The sequence below is a fragment of the Ruegeria sp. YTSC106 genome, from assembly GCF_059609765.1.
Genome location: NZ_JBXWMI010000001.1, coordinates 334,308 through 352,921, shown reverse-complemented (window position 1 = coordinate 352,921; position 18,614 = coordinate 334,308). Strand labels below are relative to the sequence as shown.

16 protein-coding genes are annotated in these 18,614 nt (G+C 58.3%); 7 read left to right on the top strand and 9 right to left on the bottom strand.

Annotated elements, in window-relative coordinates:
- The first annotated feature begins 7 nt into the window (after nt 1-7).
- On the top strand, nt 8-769 hold the full coding sequence (locus AC2FEB_RS01575; protein ID WP_496670414.1) for a Phenylacetic acid catabolic protein: 762 nt from the start codon (nt 8-10) through the stop codon (nt 767-769).
- Between the two features lie 260 nt (nt 770-1,029).
- Here the strand turns inward: AC2FEB_RS01575 and AC2FEB_RS01570 are convergent, their stop codons facing one another.
- Nucleotides 1,030-2,157, bottom strand: coding sequence for a zinc ABC transporter substrate-binding protein (locus tag AC2FEB_RS01570; RefSeq protein ID WP_496670417.1), 1,128 nt, complete (start codon nt 2,155-2,157; stop codon nt 1,030-1,032).
- A gap of 57 nt (nt 2,158-2,214) precedes the next feature.
- On the opposite strand from AC2FEB_RS01570, the gene AC2FEB_RS01565 reads away from it, so the two are divergent.
- The 3 genes from AC2FEB_RS01565 to AC2FEB_RS01555 are packed head-to-tail and all read left to right on the top strand — an operon-like array spanning nt 2,215 to nt 4,267.
- On the top strand, nt 2,215-2,727 hold the full coding sequence (locus tag AC2FEB_RS01565; protein WP_496670420.1) for a Fur family transcriptional regulator: 513 nt from the start codon (nt 2,215-2,217) through the stop codon (nt 2,725-2,727).
- Nucleotides 2,728-2,729: 2 nt separating this feature from the next.
- The gene (locus AC2FEB_RS01560; protein WP_299897817.1) at nt 2,730-3,470 is read left to right on the top strand and encodes a metal ABC transporter ATP-binding protein; all 741 of its coding nucleotides are present in this window, start codon (nt 2,730-2,732) and stop codon (nt 3,468-3,470) included.
- A complete protein-coding gene (locus tag AC2FEB_RS01555; RefSeq protein ID WP_496670422.1) occupies nt 3,470-4,267 on the top strand; it encodes a metal ABC transporter permease in 798 nt (265 codons plus the stop codon). The genes AC2FEB_RS01560 and AC2FEB_RS01555 overlap by 1 nt, the downstream gene beginning before the upstream one ends.
- Nucleotides 4,268-4,394: 127 nt before the next feature.
- On the opposite strand, the gene AC2FEB_RS01550 is transcribed toward AC2FEB_RS01555, so the two are convergent.
- From AC2FEB_RS01550 to xdhA, 7 genes are all read right to left on the bottom strand, one after another.
- Nucleotides 4,395-5,468, bottom strand: a complete 1,074-nt coding sequence (locus AC2FEB_RS01550; RefSeq protein ID WP_117873078.1) for a BMP family ABC transporter substrate-binding protein — start codon at nt 5,466-5,468, stop codon at nt 4,395-4,397.
- 31 nt (nt 5,469-5,499) lie between these two features.
- Entirely contained in the window at nt 5,500-6,420 is a 921-nt protein-coding gene (locus AC2FEB_RS01545; RefSeq protein WP_117873079.1) for an ABC transporter permease, read from the bottom strand.
- Nucleotides 6,421-6,423: 3 nt separating this feature from the next.
- A complete protein-coding gene (locus AC2FEB_RS01540; protein ID WP_117873080.1) occupies nt 6,424-7,506 on the bottom strand; it encodes an ABC transporter permease in 1,083 nt (360 codons plus the stop codon).
- A gap of 63 nt (nt 7,507-7,569) precedes the next feature.
- Nucleotides 7,570-9,087, bottom strand: a complete 1,518-nt coding sequence (locus AC2FEB_RS01535; RefSeq protein WP_299897821.1) for an ABC transporter ATP-binding protein — start codon at nt 9,085-9,087, stop codon at nt 7,570-7,572.
- Nucleotides 9,084-10,019 carry a xanthine dehydrogenase accessory protein XdhC gene (gene xdhC, locus AC2FEB_RS01530; protein ID WP_496670426.1) on the bottom strand — a complete coding sequence of 312 codons (936 nt, stop codon included), beginning with the start codon at nt 10,017-10,019 and terminating at the stop codon, nt 9,084-9,086. The genes AC2FEB_RS01535 and xdhC overlap by 4 nt, the downstream gene beginning before the upstream one ends.
- Nucleotides 10,019-12,421, bottom strand: coding sequence for a xanthine dehydrogenase molybdopterin binding subunit (xdhB, locus tag AC2FEB_RS01525; RefSeq protein WP_496670428.1), 2,403 nt, complete (start codon nt 12,419-12,421; stop codon nt 10,019-10,021). The genes xdhC and xdhB overlap by 1 nt, the downstream gene beginning before the upstream one ends.
- Complete coding sequence (gene xdhA / locus AC2FEB_RS01520; protein ID WP_496670430.1) at nt 12,418-13,779, bottom strand: xanthine dehydrogenase small subunit; 1,362 nt, start codon at nt 13,777-13,779, stop codon at nt 12,418-12,420. Before xdhA ends, xdhB begins: the two co-directional genes overlap by 4 nt.
- 343 nt (nt 13,780-14,122) lie before the next feature.
- Between xdhA and dnaE the strand changes: the two genes are divergently transcribed.
- The 3 genes from dnaE (at nt 14,123) to AC2FEB_RS01505 (ending at nt 18,316) form a co-directional block, all read left to right on the top strand.
- A complete protein-coding gene (dnaE, locus tag AC2FEB_RS01515) occupies nt 14,123-17,623 on the top strand; it encodes a DNA polymerase III subunit alpha (protein WP_496670433.1) in 3,501 nt (1,166 codons plus the stop codon).
- Between the two features lie 89 nt (nt 17,624-17,712).
- Nucleotides 17,713-17,931 (top strand): YMGG-like glycine zipper-containing protein, encoded by a 219-nt coding sequence (locus AC2FEB_RS01510; RefSeq protein ID WP_496670435.1) that lies wholly within the window; start codon nt 17,713-17,715, stop codon nt 17,929-17,931.
- 16 nt (nt 17,932-17,947) lie between these two features.
- Nucleotides 17,948-18,316: a hypothetical protein gene (locus AC2FEB_RS01505; protein WP_496670436.1), complete on the top strand. Its 369-nt coding sequence runs from the start codon at nt 17,948-17,950 to the stop codon at nt 18,314-18,316.
- A 4-nt stretch (nt 18,317-18,320) separates the two neighbouring features.
- Here AC2FEB_RS01505 and AC2FEB_RS01500 read toward each other — a convergent pair whose 3' ends face one another.
- The gene (locus tag AC2FEB_RS01500; RefSeq protein ID WP_496670439.1) at nt 18,321-18,515 is read right to left on the bottom strand and encodes a SlyX family protein; all 195 of its coding nucleotides are present in this window, start codon (nt 18,513-18,515) and stop codon (nt 18,321-18,323) included.
- Between the last annotated feature and the right edge of the window lie 99 nt (nt 18,516-18,614).

Genomic DNA, 18,614 nt, shown 5'->3' with positions numbered 1-18,614 from the left:
AGGATCAATGACCGACGCCATGACACTCGACAGCTACCTGGCCGCAGGCGGAGTGCTGACCAATCCGACCAATGTACCGCCGCGTTACCGCGCCGAGCTGATGAAACTGATGGCTACGTTTGTGGACAGTGAACTCGCTGGTGCCGCAGGGTTTGCTGATGTCATCAACCAAGGCCCTGGCATAAAGGAACGCATCGCGGCGGCGAAAATCGTGTTGGAAAAGACGGACCACGCGGACCGGGTCCTGAAAATCATGGGTGAGTTCGGTGCCGATACGGATCGGTATGCCACGCACCACCCGTGGACTGCTCGGTTGGACCGTGATGCGGATGTTGGTGCGGCCCGCAGCGAACATGACATGCGTCTTGCGGTGTTCAATTATCCGATTTCGGGTTGGACTGATGCCGTCGTCATGAACCTGCTGATGAGCCGCGCCGTAGCAGAGCAACTGGCGGAGTTCTCGACCGTCTCTTATCAACCACTAGCCGAGGCTTTTCGACAGATCGCACCGATCGAGGCACATCACGGCGAACTGGCGTTGGAAGGCGCTGTGAAGCTGGTTGAAAACGGAGAGTCACAAGACATGCAACGCGCGGTGGACTATTGGTGGCCCCGCGTAGCTGTGTCTTTCGGGAGAGATGATCCGAAACGATTTGAGCACCTGAAATCAATGGGCTTGCGCCACAGAGCCAACACTGCGCTACGGGAACGTTGGACACAGGCAGCGGGTGCAGCATTGAAAAGGTTGGGTTTGAAACCACCTTCCTAGCCAGAGTGTTTCTTAAGGAGTGAGAGCAATCCGTTTCCGACGTGATTTGACAAGCGCGTTGGCGATTGTGACGTGTTCCTGAAGGATCGGTTGGCTGGTTTCAAAACGCCTTGTCAGAGAGGTGGCAGTGCCAGGTTTCCCCGACATTGCCTTTGAGACGAAGTAAGTGGCGTTTTTTTCAGTCTGCGAGTTAAACCGCCCTGTCTCGTGGAAGGCTGAACCCGGCCGTTTTCGCGACCAGAACCGGGTTTGCAACCGGACTAAAGACACTCGGCCAGAGTTTTCGCCATGTTGAGAATAACTTGCGGGTAGAGATCGGCTCCGGGTTCAAGATCAGAGCCCAGCGGATCGATTACGCCTGTTTTGGCCTCGGTCCCATTCAGTACGGTTTTGACGATGCCGGGGTTGAACTGTGGCTCGGCGAGAACGCAGCTGATTCCTTCTTCGCGGATACGGCTTTGAATCTCAGCAATGCGAGCCGGGCTCGGGTCCGAGGCGTCGGCGATCGAAATCGCACCTGCGGCAGGGAAGTCAAATGCGTCTTCGAAGTACTGATAGGCGTCATGGAAGACGATAAAGCTTCCACCACGAACCGGATCAAGCGTCTCAGCCACTTCCGCAGATAGCGCAGCCATTTCTTCGCGCGCGGCTGCGGCATTTGCAAAATATGCGCCTGCATTGTCCGGATCGGCTGACGACAACTGCGCAGCGATCAAGTTCAGCCAGGTTTCAGCATTTGCCGGTGAAAGCCAAGCATGTGGGTCGTGCTCGCCGTGCGCGTGATCGTGATGATCATCGTGATCGGCGTGTTCCTCGTAATCGTGGTCATCATCCTTGGCATGGTCGTCGTGATCATGCTCGTCTTCACGCGCATGCTCATCATCGTGATCATCATGATCTTTGTGGTCCGCATGATCGTCATGATCGTGGTCATCGTCCTTCGCATGATCGTCATGATCATGCCCGTCGTCTTCGGTATGCTCATCATCATGATCGTGTTCGTCTTCGTTCTCATGATCATGGGCCTCGAACAGAGCGCTTTCACGGAAATCAAGAAGAACAGTGCCATCGGAGTCCAGTAAGGACGTGACGGTCGCTCCGTCTGCAAGGGTTTCGACTGCACTTTCCATCCACGGTGTCAGGTCTTCTCCCATCCAGAGCACCAGATCGGCATCCTGCAATGCCGCCGCCTCGGACGGGCGCAGGTTGTATTCATGAGGGGAGGCACCCGGTGTCACGATCAGGGCAGGCGAGCCGACGCCCTCCATGACACGAGCAACAAGCGAATGGACCGGCGCGATGTCGACCGCGACGTTTGGAACCTCTGCAAGGGCCGTGCCACCCATCAATGCAACCGTAATCGAAACTGGAAGAAGCTTTCTGGACATCAGACCCTCTGTGTGATTTTATAACGTTACGAGTGGCAATACATGATATGAAATAACATGACAAGTGATACGCATCCTGTCTCTGCCGGTGAAACAGCCCCGGTCGGTTTTCAGGAACATGACCACCAGACTTGCGTCAAAACGGCGTTGGTATCCGCCGAGGCGCGGTGCAAGGAAGAAGGGCTGCGTCTGACACCGGTCCGGCGCAAGGTTCTGGAGATGTTGCTGCAAGAGCATCGGGCCCTTGGTGCTTATTCGATCCTTGACCGCTTGCGCGATGAAGGATTTGGATCTCAACCTCCGGTCGCCTATCGGGCGCTGGATTTCCTCGTTCAAAACGGGTTCGTTCACAAGATCGAGCGCCTGAATGCATTCGTTGCCTGTTCTCATCCCGGCGCGTCGCATTCTCCGGCGTTCATGATCTGCAGGAAGTGCGATGCGGTTGCCGAGGCTCAGTCCACGCCTGCCAAAGGTGTTCTTGGTGCTGCTGCGCGCGCAGCGGGTTTCGAGATCGAGCGAACGGTTGTAGAAGCCGAGGGACTTTGCCCCGACTGCACCGAAAAGGCCTGAAAATGTCGCTCGTTTCTGTCGAGAATCTCAGTGTGCGCTACGGCGCCAATACTGTTCTGAGCCATGTGGATATGGCAGTCGAACCTGGTGAGATCGTCACCATCGTCGGGCCAAACGGATCGGGTAAAACCAGCCTGTTACGGGCTATCATTGGCGCGACCAAGCCATGTGCCGGGCATGTATCACTAAAACCCGGATTGAAGATCGGATACGTGCCACAAAAACTGCATGTCGACCCCACGTTGCCAATCTCGGTCGAGAGATTCATGCGCCTGACGGATCGCGTTTCACGTCGCCAATGCGTCGAGGCGCTGGAAACGGCGGGCGTCCCGGATCTGTTGAAGCGTCAGATGTCGCAATTGTCGGGCGGTCAGTTTCAGCGTGTGTTGCTGGCGCGGGCGCTGATCAACAAACCTGACGTCCTGCTGCTGGACGAGGCGACACAGGGACTGGACCAGCGCGGTTCGGCGAGTTTCTACCAGCAAATCGAAGCTGTGCGCCGCGAAACCGGATGCGCCATTCTCATGATCAGTCATGAATTGCACGTGGTCATGAGCGCCTCGGACAGAGTGATATGTCTCAACGGGCATGTCTGCTGCGAGGGATCGCCTGCGGTGGTCGCCTCGGCACCGGAATACCGGGCCTTGTTCGGAACGGGCACAGGCGGTGCGCTTGCCCTTTACCGGCACGAGCATGACCACCATCATGACCATGATGCAAACCCCCAGAAAGCGGCGGAATAATGCTTGACGATTTTATGATGCGGGCAACGCTCGCGGGTGTCGGTGTTGCGTTTGCGGCTGCTCCTCTTGGGTGTTTCGTGGTGTGGCGCCGCATGGCGTATTTCGGTGATGCAACCGCACATGCCGCTATTCTGGGCGTGGCCCTGTCGCTGACATTTCAGATGTCGATCTTCACCGGTGCGCTGGCCGTTGCACTGATTATGGCGCTGGCGGTCACCTTGCTGGCTGGTCGTGGCTATGCGATGGACACGCTGCTGGGGGTGTTGGCGCATTCCGCTTTGGCCTTCGGTCTTGTTGCTGTCTCGTTTTTGTCCGGCGTCCGCATAGATTTGATGGCATATCTGTTCGGGGATATTCTTGCAGTATCCCGTTCTGATCTCCTTGTGATCTGGGGCGGCGCGGCGCTTGTCGTGGCGCTGATTGCCTGGCGATGGTCTCAACTACTGACGGCCACATTGAATGAGGAACTGGCCTATGCCAGTGGTTTCGACCCCAGGCGGGAACAGTTGATCCTGACCCTGTCTTTGGCTGTAACCGTGGCTGTTGCGATCAAGGTCGTGGGGGTATTGCTGATTGCGGCGATGCTGATCATTCCCGCGGCGGCTGCGCGGAATCTGGCCCGGTCACCGGAATCCATGGCATTGATAGCAGCAGGAATAGGCGCGTTTTCCGCGATCGCGGGGCTAAGAGCGGCCTATGTTTTCGATACCCCGGCAGGGCCTTCGATCGTCTGCGTGGCCGCTGTTTTGTTTGCCTGTCTCAGCGTGGTCGGATGGCGAACGCAGGGCAGGGCCTGATCGACCCGGGCGGTAAGCGAATGCCATTCGCGTTAACCAGATAGGTTCTGGTGTTGTCCGATGCAGGTGCGCATAAAAAAGGCCCGCAGACTGAGTGCGGGCCTTATTCATTCTTTGACGATACAGCTTACTGCGGAATCTCGCCTTCCAGCCCTTCAACATAGAAGTTCATGCCAGCCAGTGTGCCATCGTCAGCGGTTTCGCCTTCAGCCAGCCAGTCGCTGCCGTCCTGCTTCTTCAGCGGACCGGTGAACGCGTGATAGCTGCCATCTGCAAGCGCCGCCTTCAGGGCCAGCGCCTCTTCTTTGACGTCTGCGGGAACCGCGTCCGAAATCTCGCCGATTTCAACCATTCCTGCTCCGATACCATCCCAGGTGTTGGAAGACGTCCAGGTCCCGTCCATTACGGCCTTAGTCCGCGCGATGTAATAGGGGGCCCAGTTGTCGATGATCGATGACACACGCGGGAGCGGTGCGTATTCGCTCATGTCCGATGCCTGACCAAAGGTGATCACATTGCCGGCCTCTTGAGCCGCTGCTTGCGGCGCTGTCGAGTCGGTGTGCTGCAGGATTACGTCGGCACCCTGTTCGATCAAAACGGTGGCGGCGTCAGCTTCTTTCGCCGGGTCGAACCACGTGTAGGCCCAGACAATCTTGAACTCGACATCCGGGTTCACCTTCTTGGCGTGGATATAGGCCGAGTTGATGCCACGGATCACTTCGGGAATCGGGTAAGAACCGATATAACCGATGATGTTGGACTTGGTCATTTTGCCAGCGATGTGGCCCTGAACGGCGCGGCCTTCGTAGAAACGAGCCGAGTAGACCGAGACGTTGTCGGCGGTTTTATAACCGGTCGCGTGCTCGAATTTCACGTTCGGAAACTTCTTGGCCACGTTGATGGTAGGGTCCATGTAACCAAACGAGGTAGTGAAGATCAGATCTGCGCCTTCCAGCGCCATCTGCGTCATCACACGCTCGGCGTCCGGACCCTCCGGAACTGATTCGACGAATACGGTTTCAACCTTGTCCCCGAACTCTTTTTCAACGGCCTGACGGCCCTTGTCGTGTTCATAGGTCCAGCCGCCGTCTCCGACAGGGCCGACATAGACGAAACCGACTTTGGTCTTGTCTTCGGCCATGGCCCCCGAGGCCAGACCCAGCGCCATAGCGGCACTTGTCAGAAGTGTAGTGAATTTCATGTGTTACTCCCCAAATTGGTTCTGTTGGCCCCTAGTGTGAGGCATGGAATATCCGGCCCAGTGAAGCAGGTGCGCTGCTCTTGTCGGCCGAAAGGATCACAAGCACAAGGATCGTGATGATATAGGGCGACATTGCCAGATACTCGACGGGAATGGCAACGCCTGCAGCCTGCAAATTAAGCTGCAATACCGTAATGCCGCCGAACAAATAGGCACCCAGCAGTACCCGCCACGGCTTCCAGCTGGCAAAGACAACAAGAGCCAATGCAATCCAGCCGACTCCGGCGGTCATGCCCTCGGTCCACTGCGGCACTCGGATCAGGCTGATGTAGGCGCCGCCAAGACCGGCGCAGGCACCGCCGAACATGATGGCCAGAATGCGAATCTTGATCACCTTGTAGCCAAGCGCATGCGCGGCATCGTGGTTTTCACCGACCGCCCGCAGGATCAGACCAACACGAGTAAATTTCAGCACCGCCCAGACGGCTGCCGTTATCGCGATGCCCAGGTACAGGACCGGGTCATGTTGGAACAAGATCGGGCCAACAACCGGGATATCGCTGATCAGCGGAATATGGATGTCGCCCATACTGGGGGGTTTGATCCCAACATAGCTCTGCCCGATCAGTGCACTGAACCCAAGGCCGAACAGCGTCAGAGCCAAACCGCTGGCTACCTGGTTGGCCAATGCAAACTGCGTCAGCAAGACAAACAGAAGCGAAAGAACAGCGCCGCCGATGGCGGCAGCGACAAAGCCCAGCCAGGGCGAGCCCGTCTCGACCGAGATGGCAAAGCCGCTGATTGCGCCCACGATCATCATGCCTTCGACGCCGAGGTTCAGAACACCTGCCTTTTCGACGACCAGTTCTCCGATTGCGGCAAGCAGCAGGGGCGTTGCGGCCACCATCAGTGAGGCGACCAGAAGTACGGGGTTGATTTGGCCAAGATCCATGAGTCACGCCACCTCTTTTCGGGCCGCACGGATGCGGAAATTTGTCAGAAGATCCAAGGCTAGCAGGAAAAACAGCAACATGCCCTGAAACACCTGAATGGCCGCAGCAGGAAGGCCCAGTTTGGACTGCGCGATTTCACCGCCGATATAGGTGAGCGCCATCAGAAACCCGGCAAGAAGTATGCCCACCGGGTGCAGGCGGCCCAGAAAGGCCACGATGATTGCTGTGAAACCATAGCCGACGTTGAAATCAATGCTGACCTGACCCGATGGCCCGGATACTTCGAACATCCCGGCCAGACCGGCCAGAGCGCCGGACATCCCAAGACAGAACAGGATCAGGCGGGCGGGGTTTACACCCGCAAACTTGGCCGCACGGGGTGCTTCACCCGTCAAACGAATATGGAAGCCCAGCATGTGACGGTTAAGCAGCACATAGGCAAAAATAACCGCGATGAAAGCCGCGACCACACCCCAGTGCATCCCGGAACCTGTGATCAATTCAGCATTGTGAGCACTTTCATAAGATTGCAGGTTGCGTGATCCCGGAAAGCCGAACCCTTCGGGGTTCTTCAGCAGCCCCAGCGAAACCGAGGCCAGCATCTGCTCGGCCACGTAAACCAGCATCAGCGACACGAGGATTTCGTTGGTGCCGAAGCGTACTTTCAGAACAGCCGGGATCATTGCCCACAACCAGCCACCGAAGGCACCGGCGATGACCATGATCGGGAATATGTACCATGCCTCAAGCGGGTAGAATGCCAGACCGGCGCCTGCGCCGAAAATGGCGCCCATGATGTACTGGCCTTCAGCCCCGATATTCCAGATGCCTGCCCGAAATCCCAACGAAAGGCCGATGGCGATCAGCACCAGCGGCGCGCCTTTCACCAATAGCTGTGGGCGATAGTAAAACGAGAACTCGCCGAACAAGGGTTCCCAGAAGATAGTGCCGATGGCCTCAACCGGGTTCTTGCCCAGTATGGCAAACAACAAACCGCCGAAAAACATCGTCGCCAAAACCGCGACCAACGGGGTTGCATAGGACCAGACCTTGGAAGGCTGAGGACGTTTTTCCAACACAATCATCAGCTCATTCCCCTGATTTCACTGTTCTCTTGCAAAAGCTCTCGCCGAAGACGGCCCGTCAGATCAGACATGCGCCACCTCCATGCCATGAGCGCCACCCATCATCAGCCCGATCTCGTCTACTGTCAGACCAGTTGTTGGGCGTGGCGCGCTCAGGCGGCCTTCGTTCAGCGCAGCAAAGCTGTCTGATATTTCCATCAGCTCGTCCAGATCCTGAGAGATGCACACTACCGCCGTTCCCTTGGCTGCCAGATCGAGGATTGCCTGCCGGATCGACGCGGCCGCTGCGGCATCCACGCCCCAGGTTGGTTGGTTGACAACCAACACATCCGGGTTCTGCAATACTTCGCGTCCGATCACGAACTTCTGCAAATTTCCTCCGGACAAGGACCGCGCCGCGTTTTCCGGCCCGGGTGTCCGGACGTCAAAAATCTCGATGATCTTCTCCGCAAAGCTCTTGGTTTCAGCCCATTTCAGAAAGCCGTTGCTTTCAAGACCCTCTCGAACCGACCCGGTCAACAGGGCGTTTTCGGTCAAGCTCATGTTCGGGGCAGCTGCATGGCCCAGCCGTTCTTCGGGCGCGGTCAACACGCCAAGCTTGCGTCGCGCAGTTGGGCCCAGCTTACCAATTGCCTGGCCGTTGAATTTGATCGCATCGGCCGTCGTCAAGAGTTCACCAGATAGAACGCCAAGCAACTCATCCTGCCCGTTACCCGCAACACCACCAATGCCCAGAACCTCGCCCTTGCGGACGGTCAAATGCACGTTGCGCAAGGCAGTTCCAAATTCTGACGGAGAAGGCACAGACAGCCCGCTGACATCCAGCGCCACTTCGCCAAAGTCTCGCCCCGAACGTTCCGGGGTTTGCAGGGTCGCTCCCACCATCAATTCGGCCATGTCGCGGGCCGAGGTTTCAGAGGGGACGCATTCGCCCACATTCTTGCCCAAGCGCAGAATTGTGGCGTGGTCACACAGGGTCCGAATCTCTTCCAGCTTGTGCGAGATATACAGGATCGACGTGCCCTCGGACCGCAATTTGTTCAGCGTCTCGAACAGGATTTCCACCTCCTGCGGGGTTAATACCGAGGTCGGTTCGTCCATGATCAGCAGTTTCGGGTCTTGCAGCAGGCAACGGATAATTTCAACACGCTGGCGTTCCCCGGCGGACAGATCGCCGACAGTGCGGAACGGATCCAGCGGCAGGCCGTAGGTTTCGGACACTTCGCGGATGCGCGAGGCCAGATCACCCATGGCGGGCGGGTGTTCCATCCCCAAGGCGATGTTTTCGGCCACGTTCAGAGCGTCAAACAGCGAAAAATGCTGGAATACCATCGCAATCCCGTCGGCCCGTGCAGCGCGGGGCTCGGGGGGCGCGAAGGTCTGACCCCGCAACAGCATGGTGCCGCTGTCCGGTTTCACCAGGCCATAGATCATCTTGACCAACGTGGATTTCCCGGCGCCGTTTTCACCCAACAAGGCGTGAACTTCGCCCTCACCGATGTCGAAGGACACCTGATCATTTGCCACGACACCGGGATAGGCTTTGGTCAACCCTTGCAGGCTCAGCAATGGAGTGGTCACGCGCTCATGTCCTTCTTCAACTCATTCTGCAGGGCCGGGCGCAACAGTTGCGCTGCGACGCCCACGGCGATCATCTGCGGGTGTTTGCCCAGCGACGGGTCACCAATCGGGCAGGTAATCCGGCTTATCCGGTCGGGCGGATGCCCAAGGGCCGCCAGCCGCGATCGGAACCGCGCCCATTTGGTAGCCGAGCCAATCAGTCCCGCAAAGCGGAAATCGTGCAAAAGCAGCCTGTTGCACAGTTCCAGATCCAGATTGTGTGAATAAGTCAGCACAAGGTGCTCGGCATTGGCCGGTGCATGTCGCACAAGGTCGGCCGGTTTCGTCGCTGGCAGATCGGTCACGCCTTGGGGAATCACGTCGGGAAAGCGCTCGGGGCCGGTATCGACCCAAGTGATCGCAAGATCGGGCAGGGGGGACAGAACATCCACCAGCGCCCGTCCGACGTGACCTGCGCCCCAGATCCACAGGTTTCGCGCCGGTTTATGCACCGGTTCGATCATCCAGCCGTCGATCAGGCGCGGTTCGGGTGCAATGCCCTGACTGCGTGCCGCCGCCAGCATTCGCTTGACGGAAAGAGGCATGGCGCCCCCCGAAGCTGATCGTGCAATGATCGTATCATCCAGCGTTTCAACCGTCTTGAGATCATAGACCTCGCTGAACAAAGAGACTGCTCCGCCACAACATTGCCCCATGTCCGGTCCCAGCGTGTGATGCGTCAGCCGCGTGGCCACTTTTTGCGTTCGTGCGGCCTCTGCGGCCTGGTATTCCAGCGTACCACCGCCGACGGTTCCGCTTTGCCCGTCTTTCCAGACCAGCATTGCAGCACCCACCTCGCGCGGGGACGACCCTTTGATCCCGGCGATGACCACCCGAACCACTTTCCCGTGGGTTTTGACCGCCTCCCTCAAAGCCTCAAGGTCAAATCCCATCAGATGCCTCCCTTGATCCTCTGGACCCCGTGCCAAACCTCTTCAGCCGTGGCCGGAGCGTTCAGGGCCGGGTATCTGTCTCCGCAGGCGGCAACTGCGTTCGACAGCGCCAGCCATGCGGAAATACCAAGCATGAAAGGCGGCTCGCCCACAGCTTTCGAGCGATAGATCGTGTCCTCGCGGTTTTCGCCATCCCAAAGCGTGACGTTGAAGATGTCCGGCCGGTCCGAGCAGGCCGGGATCTTGTAGGTCGAGGGCGCGTGCGTGCGCAGGTTTCCTTTGCCGTCCCACACGAGTTCCTCGGTCGTCAGCCACCCCGCGCCCTGCACATAACCGCCTTCGACCTGACCTATGTCCAGCGCCGGGTTAAGCGACGCGCCCGCATCATGCAGGATATCCGTTCGCAGAATGCGGTTCTCACCAGTCAGAGTGTCCACGGCAATTTCCGTAACTGAAGCGCCATAGGCAAAGTAGAAGAATGGGCGGCCACGCCCCGCGATCCTGTCCCATTCGATCTTGGGTGTTTTGTAAAAGCCTGTAGCCGACAGGCTGACGCGCCCTTGATAGGCCAGTGCGGCGGCTTCGGCGAAAGTGTACCGTTCTTCTCCGACGGAGACATGCCCATCCGTGAACGTGACCGTCGATGGATCGGCCTGATGACGCTCTGCAAGATAGACGGCCATCCGATCGCGGATCGTGTCGCAAGCTGCCTTTACAGCCATACCATTCAGGTCACTTCCTGAAGATGCCGCCGTAGCAGACGTGTTCGGTACTTTCGCCGTGTCGGTTGCGGTGATTTTCACCATCGCAAGCGGTATTCCAAAGCGCGACGCGGCGACCTGTGCGACCTTCTGGAACAGGCCCTGACCCATCTCGGTACCACCGTGGTTCAGGTGGACTGATCCGTCCTGATAGACATGCACCAGCGCACCCGCCTGATTCAGGTGAGTCAGCGTAAAGGAGATACCAAACTTGACCGGGGAAAAGGCGATGCCCTTTTTGATTACACTGTTCTCGGCGTTCCATTTCGCGATAGCTGCCTTGCGCGCGGCATAGTCGCTGGATTTCAGCAACGCTTCGGTCATGCCGTGCAGTTCGAAATCGCTGACCTCCATCCCATAAGGTGTAGTGTTGCCACCGGCGGGCAGAGGGCGCACGGGCGCATCGCCCATCACAACGGCGCCGCGGCTGGTCAGGTCCTCATGCGGATCGGGATGATCCAGTGCTTTTTCCGTCGGTGCGCGTTCGGCCACTGCGTGCGCGGGGACGTAGTAATTCCGGCGGCGCAGCTCAACGGGATCCAAACCCAGTTCATGCGCGGCATGGTCCATAACACGTTCAATGCCGACCATGCCCTGGGGGCCGCCGAACCCGCGATAGGCTGTGGCAGATTGGGTGTTGGTCTTCAGCCGGTGGCTCTCGATCCGAGCGTTCGGCAAAAGGTAGGCGTTGTCCGAGTGCAGCATCGCGCGGTCGGCCACGGGCAAGGACAGGTCCTGCGCCCAGCCGCATATAGCATAGTGGAGGAATGAGACGCCTTGTATATGTCCATTCTCATCGAAGCCAGCACTGTACGAGATGTGAAAGGCGTGGCGCTTGCCGGTGATGATCATGTCATCATCGCGGTCATAGCGCATCTTGCACGCCTTGCCGGTTGCGCGTGCGGCCACGGCGCAGGCCACGGCCAAAGCGTTGCCCTGACTTTCCTTGCCGCCAAATCCTCCGCCCATGCGGCGGGTCTCGACCCGGACGGCGTGCATCGGAACGCCCAGAGCGTCGGCCACTTTGTGCTGAATCTCGGTCGGGTGCTGGGTCGAGCTATGCACCAGCATATCCGCACCTTCATTGGGCACTGCCAGTGCGGCCTGACCTTCCAGATAGAAATGCTCCTGCCCGCCCAATTCAAACGAACCTTCGATCACATGCGGTGCATTGGAAATGGCCGCATCCGCATCGCCCTTGGCATAGATGCGTGGACCGTCTTCAAACCGGCTGTCGGCGGTCAGCGCTTCTTCGATCGTCAGGATCGGCACGTCTTCGGCGTAGTCGATCTTGCCCAATCGCGCGGCTTTGCGGGCGGCCAGGTGACTGGTCGCTACGACCAGAAACACGGGCTGACCGATATAGTGCACCGAGCCATCCGACAGCAGCGGCTCATCGTGGATTGAGGGCGAGACATCGTTGGCAAAAGGTAGATCCCCTGCCGTCATAACCATCACGACACCCTCGGCGCCTTTGACAGCCGACAGATCCATAGCGGTGATCTTGCCCCTGGCAATCGGGCTCAGGCCAAAGGCCAGATGCAGCGTGCCTTTGGGTGTCGGGATGTCATCCACGTACCGCGCCGAACCCGAAACATGCAAAGGGGCGGCGTCGTGGGGCAGGGCTTTGGTCACACTCATGCCGACACCTCCAGCACATTGGTGATCTCACCATGATCTTCCAGGAAATACCGTTGCAGCATCGCTTTTGCGGTTTCCAGACGATAGGAGGCCGAGGCGCGCATATCCGTGAGTGGCGAAAAGTCGTCGGCAAATGATGGCAGCGCGGCGTCAATGGTCGCGCGATTCCACGGTTTGCCGATCAACGCGGCCTCGACATGGGTTGCCCGTTTCGGAGTACCGGCCATGCCACCAAACGCGATGCGCGCTTGTGTGACGCTGCCGTCCGAAACGGTTATGTAGAAACACCCGCAAACGGCCGAGATATCCTGATCGAACCGTTTGCTGAGCTTGTAAGCCTTCAGGCGATCTGGTTGGCGGGGGAAGCTGACGGCTTCCACAAACTCGCCCGGAACCCGTTCCTGTTTGCCGTAGTCGATGAAGAACTCTTCCAGTGGGATCGACCGCCGATCGTTGCCCTTGCGCAGATGCAGTGTCGCGTTCAATGCGATCAGCGCGGGCGGGTTGTCCCCGATGGGCGAGCCGTTGGCGATGTTGCCTCCGACAGTTGCCGCATGGCGGACCTGAACGCTGGCATAGCGTCGGATCATCTCGGCATAGGAGGGATGCACGTCAGCCACCGCTTCTCCCATGCGATTCATGTCGACCATGGCACCAAAGCGGACTTCATCGTCGGTGATCGTGATTTCTTTCAGATCGTCACAACGGTTGAGGAAGATCACCGGGTCCAGTTCGCGCAGTTGCTTTGTGACCCAAAGACCCACATCCGTTGCCCCTGCAACCAGTGTGGCATTCGGGTTTTCGGCATAGACCTTCGCCAATTCATCGGAAGAACCAGGTAGAAACGGAGAAGTGCCAGGTGGCACAACCGGTTTGTCTTTCACCCAAACCGGAACCGGATGTTCCTCTGCAGTTTCGGCTGCACGAATGATCGGCGCATAGCCGGTGCAGCGGCAAAGGTTGCCTGCCAGCTGAGTGTCATGGTCCGTTGCGCCATTCGTGTGCCCGGCCACCATCGACATGACGAATCCGGGTGTGCAGAAGCCGCATTGCGAGCCGTGCAGATCGACCATTGCCTGCTGGACCGGGTGCACTTCGCCATTCGGGCCACTTGCGCCTTCAACTGTTCGGACGGCCTTGCCATGCAATTGCGGCAGAAACAGAATGCACGAGTTCAGAGCCTTGGCGCCCTCTTCATCCGTCACCATCACGGTGCAAGCCCCGCAATCGCCTTCGTTGCAGCCTTCTTTGGTGCCGGTCAGACCGCGATCTTCGCGCAGCCAATCCAGCAGGGTGGCTGTCGGATCAACATCAGCCAGCTCCACTGTCTCTCCGTTCAGAAGAAACGTGATGTTCATTCGAGAAACCCGTCGCCTTACCCAGTTGCGCCCCTGCGGCCCTCCTTCGATGCGACGTAGAAAGAGTGGCGGGCGAATAGCTTGCCATGGGATGTTAGAAACAGCGCGGCTTGTCTGGCAAGAAAAACCGCCTCTATTATGCACCATTACACGTCCACGGTCTGTTACCGTCTTGTCTGATTAATAGGCAGCCAGTTGTAAACAAAGCGGTTTTTGATTGCGGCGCCCAGTCAATCCCGAAGCACCTTCTGAAAAAGCCGAATAATAAATGGCGATATTTTTGCGGCAAACGTGGCGCGGTTCTGCCTTTTGTCGCGCAGCCGGCTGGAGTAACTTGGGCGTTATGAGCAGTTCTCCACGATTCATTCACCTCCGCGTTCACACTGAATATTCCCTTCTGGAAGGCGCCGTGCGGCTGAAAAAGCTGCCGGGCCTGTGCGAGAAGATGGAGATGCCAGCCGTTGCCGTGACGGATACCAATTCGATGTTTTCGGCGCTGGAATTCGCGGTCACCGCAAGCGGGGCCGGGGTGCAGCCGATCATGGGGTGCCAGGTTGATCTGACCTATGTCAAGGCCCAGCCCGGCGAGAAGCCGAAGACACCCGCGCCTCTGGTGCTGCTGGCGCAGTCCGAGACCGGGTACGAAAACCTGATGAAGCTCAGCACTTGTCTCTACGTGGACAAGGGCGGGCAACTGCCTCAGGTCACTTTGGAAGAATTGGCTGAACGATCTGAAGGATTGATCTGCCTATCCGGTGGACCCGACGGCCCGGTCGGGATGCTGCTGCAACAGGGCCAGCGTCCTGCGGCCGAAGCATTGGTCGACCGGCTCGCGGCAATGCTCCCTAACCGGTTTTATATCGAACTTCAGCGCCATCCAGGTGAAGATGGCCAGCCCGAGGCAGAGAGACTGACCGAACGTGGTCATATCGAGATGGCGTATGCCAAGAACCTACCGCTGGTCGCCACGAATGACGTCTATTTCCCGACGCCGGACATGTACGAAGCTCACGACGCGCTGATCTGCATATCGGAAGGGGCCTATGTCGACCAGCAGGAAGGCCGCCGCCGCCTGACGGCTCAGCATTACTTCAAGTCACAACAAGAGATGGCGACCCTGTTCGCCGACTTGCCCGAGGCCATCGAAAACACCGTCGAGATCGCCAAACGCTGCGCGTTCATGGCCTATCGACGCGACCCGATCCTGCCGAAATTCGCTGATGATGAGGTTGCCGAACTGCGTCGCATCGCAAATGAGGGCTTGCAGAAACGACTGGCGGTGATCCCGCATGCCGTGACGCCTGAAGAGTATCAGGAACGGCTGGATTTCGAACTGGGCATCATCGAAGGGATGGGTTTCCCTGGTTACTTCCTGATCGTTGCTGACTTTATTCAATGGGCCAAGGATCAGGACATTCCCGTCGGGCCGGGGCGGGGATCGGGTGCGGGATCGCTGGTTGCCTATGCTTTGACGATCACCGACCTTGATCCGCTGCGCTACAGCCTGCTGTTCGAACGCTTCCTGAACCCCGAGCGGGTCTCGATGCCCGACTTCGACATCGACTTCTGCATGGACCGCCGCGAAGAGGTGATCCGCTATGTTCAGCAAAAATACGGGCGCGACAAGGTGGGGCAGATCATCACCTTCGGCGCATTGCTGTCAAAAGCCGCTGTACGCGATATCGGGCGGGTGTTGCAAATGCCGTATGGGCAGGTGGATCGCCTGTCAAAGATGATCCCGGTTGAGGGAGTGAAACCTGTCTCCATCGAAAAGGCGTTGAAAGACGAGCCACGCTTGCGCGAAGAGGCCCGCAACGAAGAGGTCGTGGACCGCCTGCTGACCTATGGCCAACAGGTCGAGGGGCTGTTGCGAAACGCCTCGACCCACGCGGCGGGGGTTGTGATCGGGGATCGGCCTTTGGACGCGCTGGTACCGCTGTATCAGGACCCTCGGTCCGACATGCCTGCAACCCAGTTCAACATGAAATGGGTTGAACAGGCCGGGCTGGTGAAGTTCGATTTTCTGGGCTTGAAAACGCTGACCGTGATCCAGAACGCGATGGACATCATCTTCAAATCCGGCCGCCCACTACATGTCGCTGCCGACGGCACAGAACTCTATGAGCCCGCCGACGGGGCTGAAAACCAGATCAACGCCATACCGCTGGATGATGAGGCGACATTTAAGCTTTACTCAGCAGCCAAGACCGTGGCGGTGTTCCAGGTTGAAAGCTCGGGCATGATGGATGCACTCAAGCGCATGAAACCCACCTGCATCGAGGATATTGTGGCTCTTGTGGCGCTGTATCGTCCCGGCCCGATGGAGAATATCCCGACCTATTGCGAGGTCAAGAACGGATTACGCAAGATCGAGTCCGTGCATCCTCTGATCGACTATGTCCTTGAGGAAACGCAGGGCATCATCGTCTATCAGGAGCAGGTGATGCAGATCGCGCAGGTCATGGCGGGCTACTCGTTGGGCGGCGCCGACCTGCTGCGCCGCGCGATGGGTAAAAAGATCAAAGAGGCGATGGACGCCGAACGCCCAAAATTCGAAAAGGGCGCAGGTGAGAACGGCGTGGATGCCAAGAAGGCCTCCGAAGTATTCGACCTGCTGGAGAAATTCGCCAACTACGGCTTCAACAAATCCCACGCCGCGGCCTATGCGGTGGTCAGCTATCAGACCGGATGGCTCAAGGCGAACCACCCGGTCGAGTTCATGGCCGGTGTCATGAACTGCGATATCCATCTGACGGACAAGCTGGCGGTGTATTTCGAAGAAGTGCGCAAGGGACTGGAATTGCCCTACGTGCCGCCATGCGTGAATCGCTCACTGTCGACGTTTGACGTTGTGAACGGCAAACTGGTTTACGCGCTGGGCGCTTTGAAAAACGTGGGCGTCGAGGCGATGAATCTTGTGGTTAAAGGGCGCGCCGACAAGCCGTTTGTCAATCTGTTCGACTTTGCCCGCCGAGTGGATCTAAAAAAAGTCGGCAAACGTCCGCTGGAAATGTTGGCGCGTGCCGGGGCCTTTGACGAGCTCGACAAGAACCGTCGCCGCGTGTTCGAAAGCCTTGACCGCCTGGTACAGTATTCGGCGGCCATCCATGAACAGAAAAACTCCAATCAGGTGTCTTTGTTCGGTGAGGCCGGAGACGACCTGCCTGAACCACGCCTGTCGCCGACGCCGGACTGGCTGCCGGCCGAGCGCCTCAGCGAAGAATTCAAGGCCATCGGCTTTTACCTCTCAGGGCACCCGCTGGACGATTACATGCCTGCGCTGAAACGAAAAAACGTGATGACGCTGGATGAGGTTACGGAAAAGGCCCGGTCTGGTCCGCTGATCGCCAAGATGGCCGGGGTTGTCGCCGGGCGGCAGGAGCGGAAATCGGCCAAGGGCAACCGCTTTGCTTTCGCTCAGCTGTCTGATCCCACCGGCGCATATGAGGTGACGCTGTTTTCGGACACATTGGAAAAGTGCCGCGAGTTTCTGGAAACCGGTGCGCAGGTGGTTCTGACCGCCGAGGCGACGATGGAAGCCGATCAGCTCAAGCTGCTGGGCCGCTCGGTTGGCCCGGCGGATTCCCTTGTGGCCGAGGCCGGGGCAACCGGGCTGCGAATTTACGTTGACGAAGCGCAGGCTGTGCCTTCGGTCGCCAAGGTGCTGGAAGACGCCGCCTTTGCCGCGAAAGGGGCTGCACGGGGGGCAATCCAGTTCATGTTGCTGGACCCAAGCCTGCCCGGCGATGTCGAAATGGATCTGGGGCGCGAGTTCCCGATCAACCCGCAGATCAAGGGCGCGATCAAATCGCTGGAGGGCGTGATGACCGTCGAAGAGATCTGACACCGCTTTGTTGCCAGTTGATTAGCGCCTCGCTAGGCTGACCTGACAGAGAGAGATGTCATTAGGTCATGCCACGGGAGGGCGCAGTTATGGCAATAGCGGGTCTCAAGTTCAGAAAGACTGTATTTGTAGCAGCGGCATCGCTGGCTTTGGTTTCGGCTTCAGCTGGGCTGGCGGATGACAAGAAAAAGGAAAATACGATCAAAGGTGCTGTGATCGGCGCAGGTGTCGGTGCCCTGATCGGCGACGGCAAGGGTGCTGCCGCAGGTGCAGTGGCTGGCGCGCTGATCGGCGCAAATTCCAAGTGAGTGGAGGAGAACGAAGATGCGTATGTATTCGCTGAAGCTAGCGGCCTCCGCCTTTCTGATCGCAGCCCCCGGATCGGCCTTTGCTGACGCGGAAGCCAAAGAGATGATGCAGAACGCGCTGCCGCTGATGTATCACACCTGCGCTTCTGTTGTCGAAGAGGCTGATGGGAACGAAGAATACATTCTGGACGTAGTTGGGAAGATGACGGCCCTGTCGCTATACAACCGACAGGTCGATATCGAGGCCCACGCGACTTCGGACGAGGAAAAGGCCGCTCTGCGCGAATCCTTTGTGGCCGCTTTGAAAGAGGGCTGTGCCGGGGACGAAAACGCGTTGTTGGGCGGCGTCGTGGACAATGCTGTAAAATCGACACTGGGGCTGTAATGTATCAATAGTGAGGCGGCCGTTCGTCACCAAGGATTATGCCGCCGGATCCTTCCTGCGCCCGTTCTGCTTCTCGCTGCAACAGCATTTCAATCCGATGGGTCAGTCGGTCGATTTCCGACTGTTGTCTGGTGACGACTGTGTTCAACTCGTCCACGATACGGGTCAGATGGGCGATCTCTTCTTCCAGATGCTGCATAAGTGACTCCTGTCCTGCGCTGGTCATAGCGACACAGTCAGCCCATGACCAGCGAAAGCGCGCCTTGCCCCGATGCGGGCCATGGGATAGACCGCGCGC

Bases quoted from the DNA above. Each gene is read 5' to 3' on its own strand.
- AC2FEB_RS01575 (WP_496670414.1), top strand. From the start codon at position 8: ATGACCGACGCCATGACACTCGACAGCTACCTGGCCGCAGGCGGAGTG.
- AC2FEB_RS01570 (WP_496670417.1), bottom strand. From the start codon at position 2,157: ATGTCCAGAAAGCTTCTTCCAGTTTCGATTACGGTTGCATTGATGGGT.
- AC2FEB_RS01565 (WP_496670420.1), top strand. From the start codon at position 2,215: ATGACAAGTGATACGCATCCTGTCTCTGCCGGTGAAACAGCCCCGGTC.
- AC2FEB_RS01560 (WP_299897817.1), top strand. From the start codon at position 2,730: ATGTCGCTCGTTTCTGTCGAGAATCTCAGTGTGCGCTACGGCGCCAAT.
- AC2FEB_RS01555 (WP_496670422.1), top strand. From the start codon at position 3,470: ATGCTTGACGATTTTATGATGCGGGCAACGCTCGCGGGTGTCGGTGTT.
- AC2FEB_RS01550 (WP_117873078.1), bottom strand. From the start codon at position 5,468: ATGAAATTCACTACACTTCTGACAAGTGCCGCTATGGCGCTGGGTCTG.
- AC2FEB_RS01545 (WP_117873079.1), bottom strand. From the start codon at position 6,420: ATGGATCTTGGCCAAATCAACCCCGTACTTCTGGTCGCCTCACTGATG.
- AC2FEB_RS01540 (WP_117873080.1), bottom strand. From the start codon at position 7,506: ATGATTGTGTTGGAAAAACGTCCTCAGCCTTCCAAGGTCTGGTCCTAT.
- xdhC (WP_496670426.1), bottom strand. From the start codon at position 10,019: ATGGGATTTGACCTTGAGGCTTTGAGGGAGGCGGTCAAAACCCACGGG.
- xdhB (WP_496670428.1), bottom strand. From the start codon at position 12,421: ATGAGTGTGACCAAAGCCCTGCCCCACGACGCCGCCCCTTTGCATGTT.
- xdhA (WP_496670430.1), bottom strand. From the start codon at position 13,779: ATGAACATCACGTTTCTTCTGAACGGAGAGACAGTGGAGCTGGCTGAT.
- dnaE (WP_496670433.1), top strand. From the start codon at position 14,123: ATGAGCAGTTCTCCACGATTCATTCACCTCCGCGTTCACACTGAATAT.
- AC2FEB_RS01510 (WP_496670435.1), top strand. From the start codon at position 17,713: ATGGCAATAGCGGGTCTCAAGTTCAGAAAGACTGTATTTGTAGCAGCG.
- AC2FEB_RS01505 (WP_496670436.1), top strand. From the start codon at position 17,948: ATGCGTATGTATTCGCTGAAGCTAGCGGCCTCCGCCTTTCTGATCGCA.
- AC2FEB_RS01500 (WP_496670439.1), bottom strand. From the start codon at position 18,515: ATGCAGCATCTGGAAGAAGAGATCGCCCATCTGACCCGTATCGTGGAC.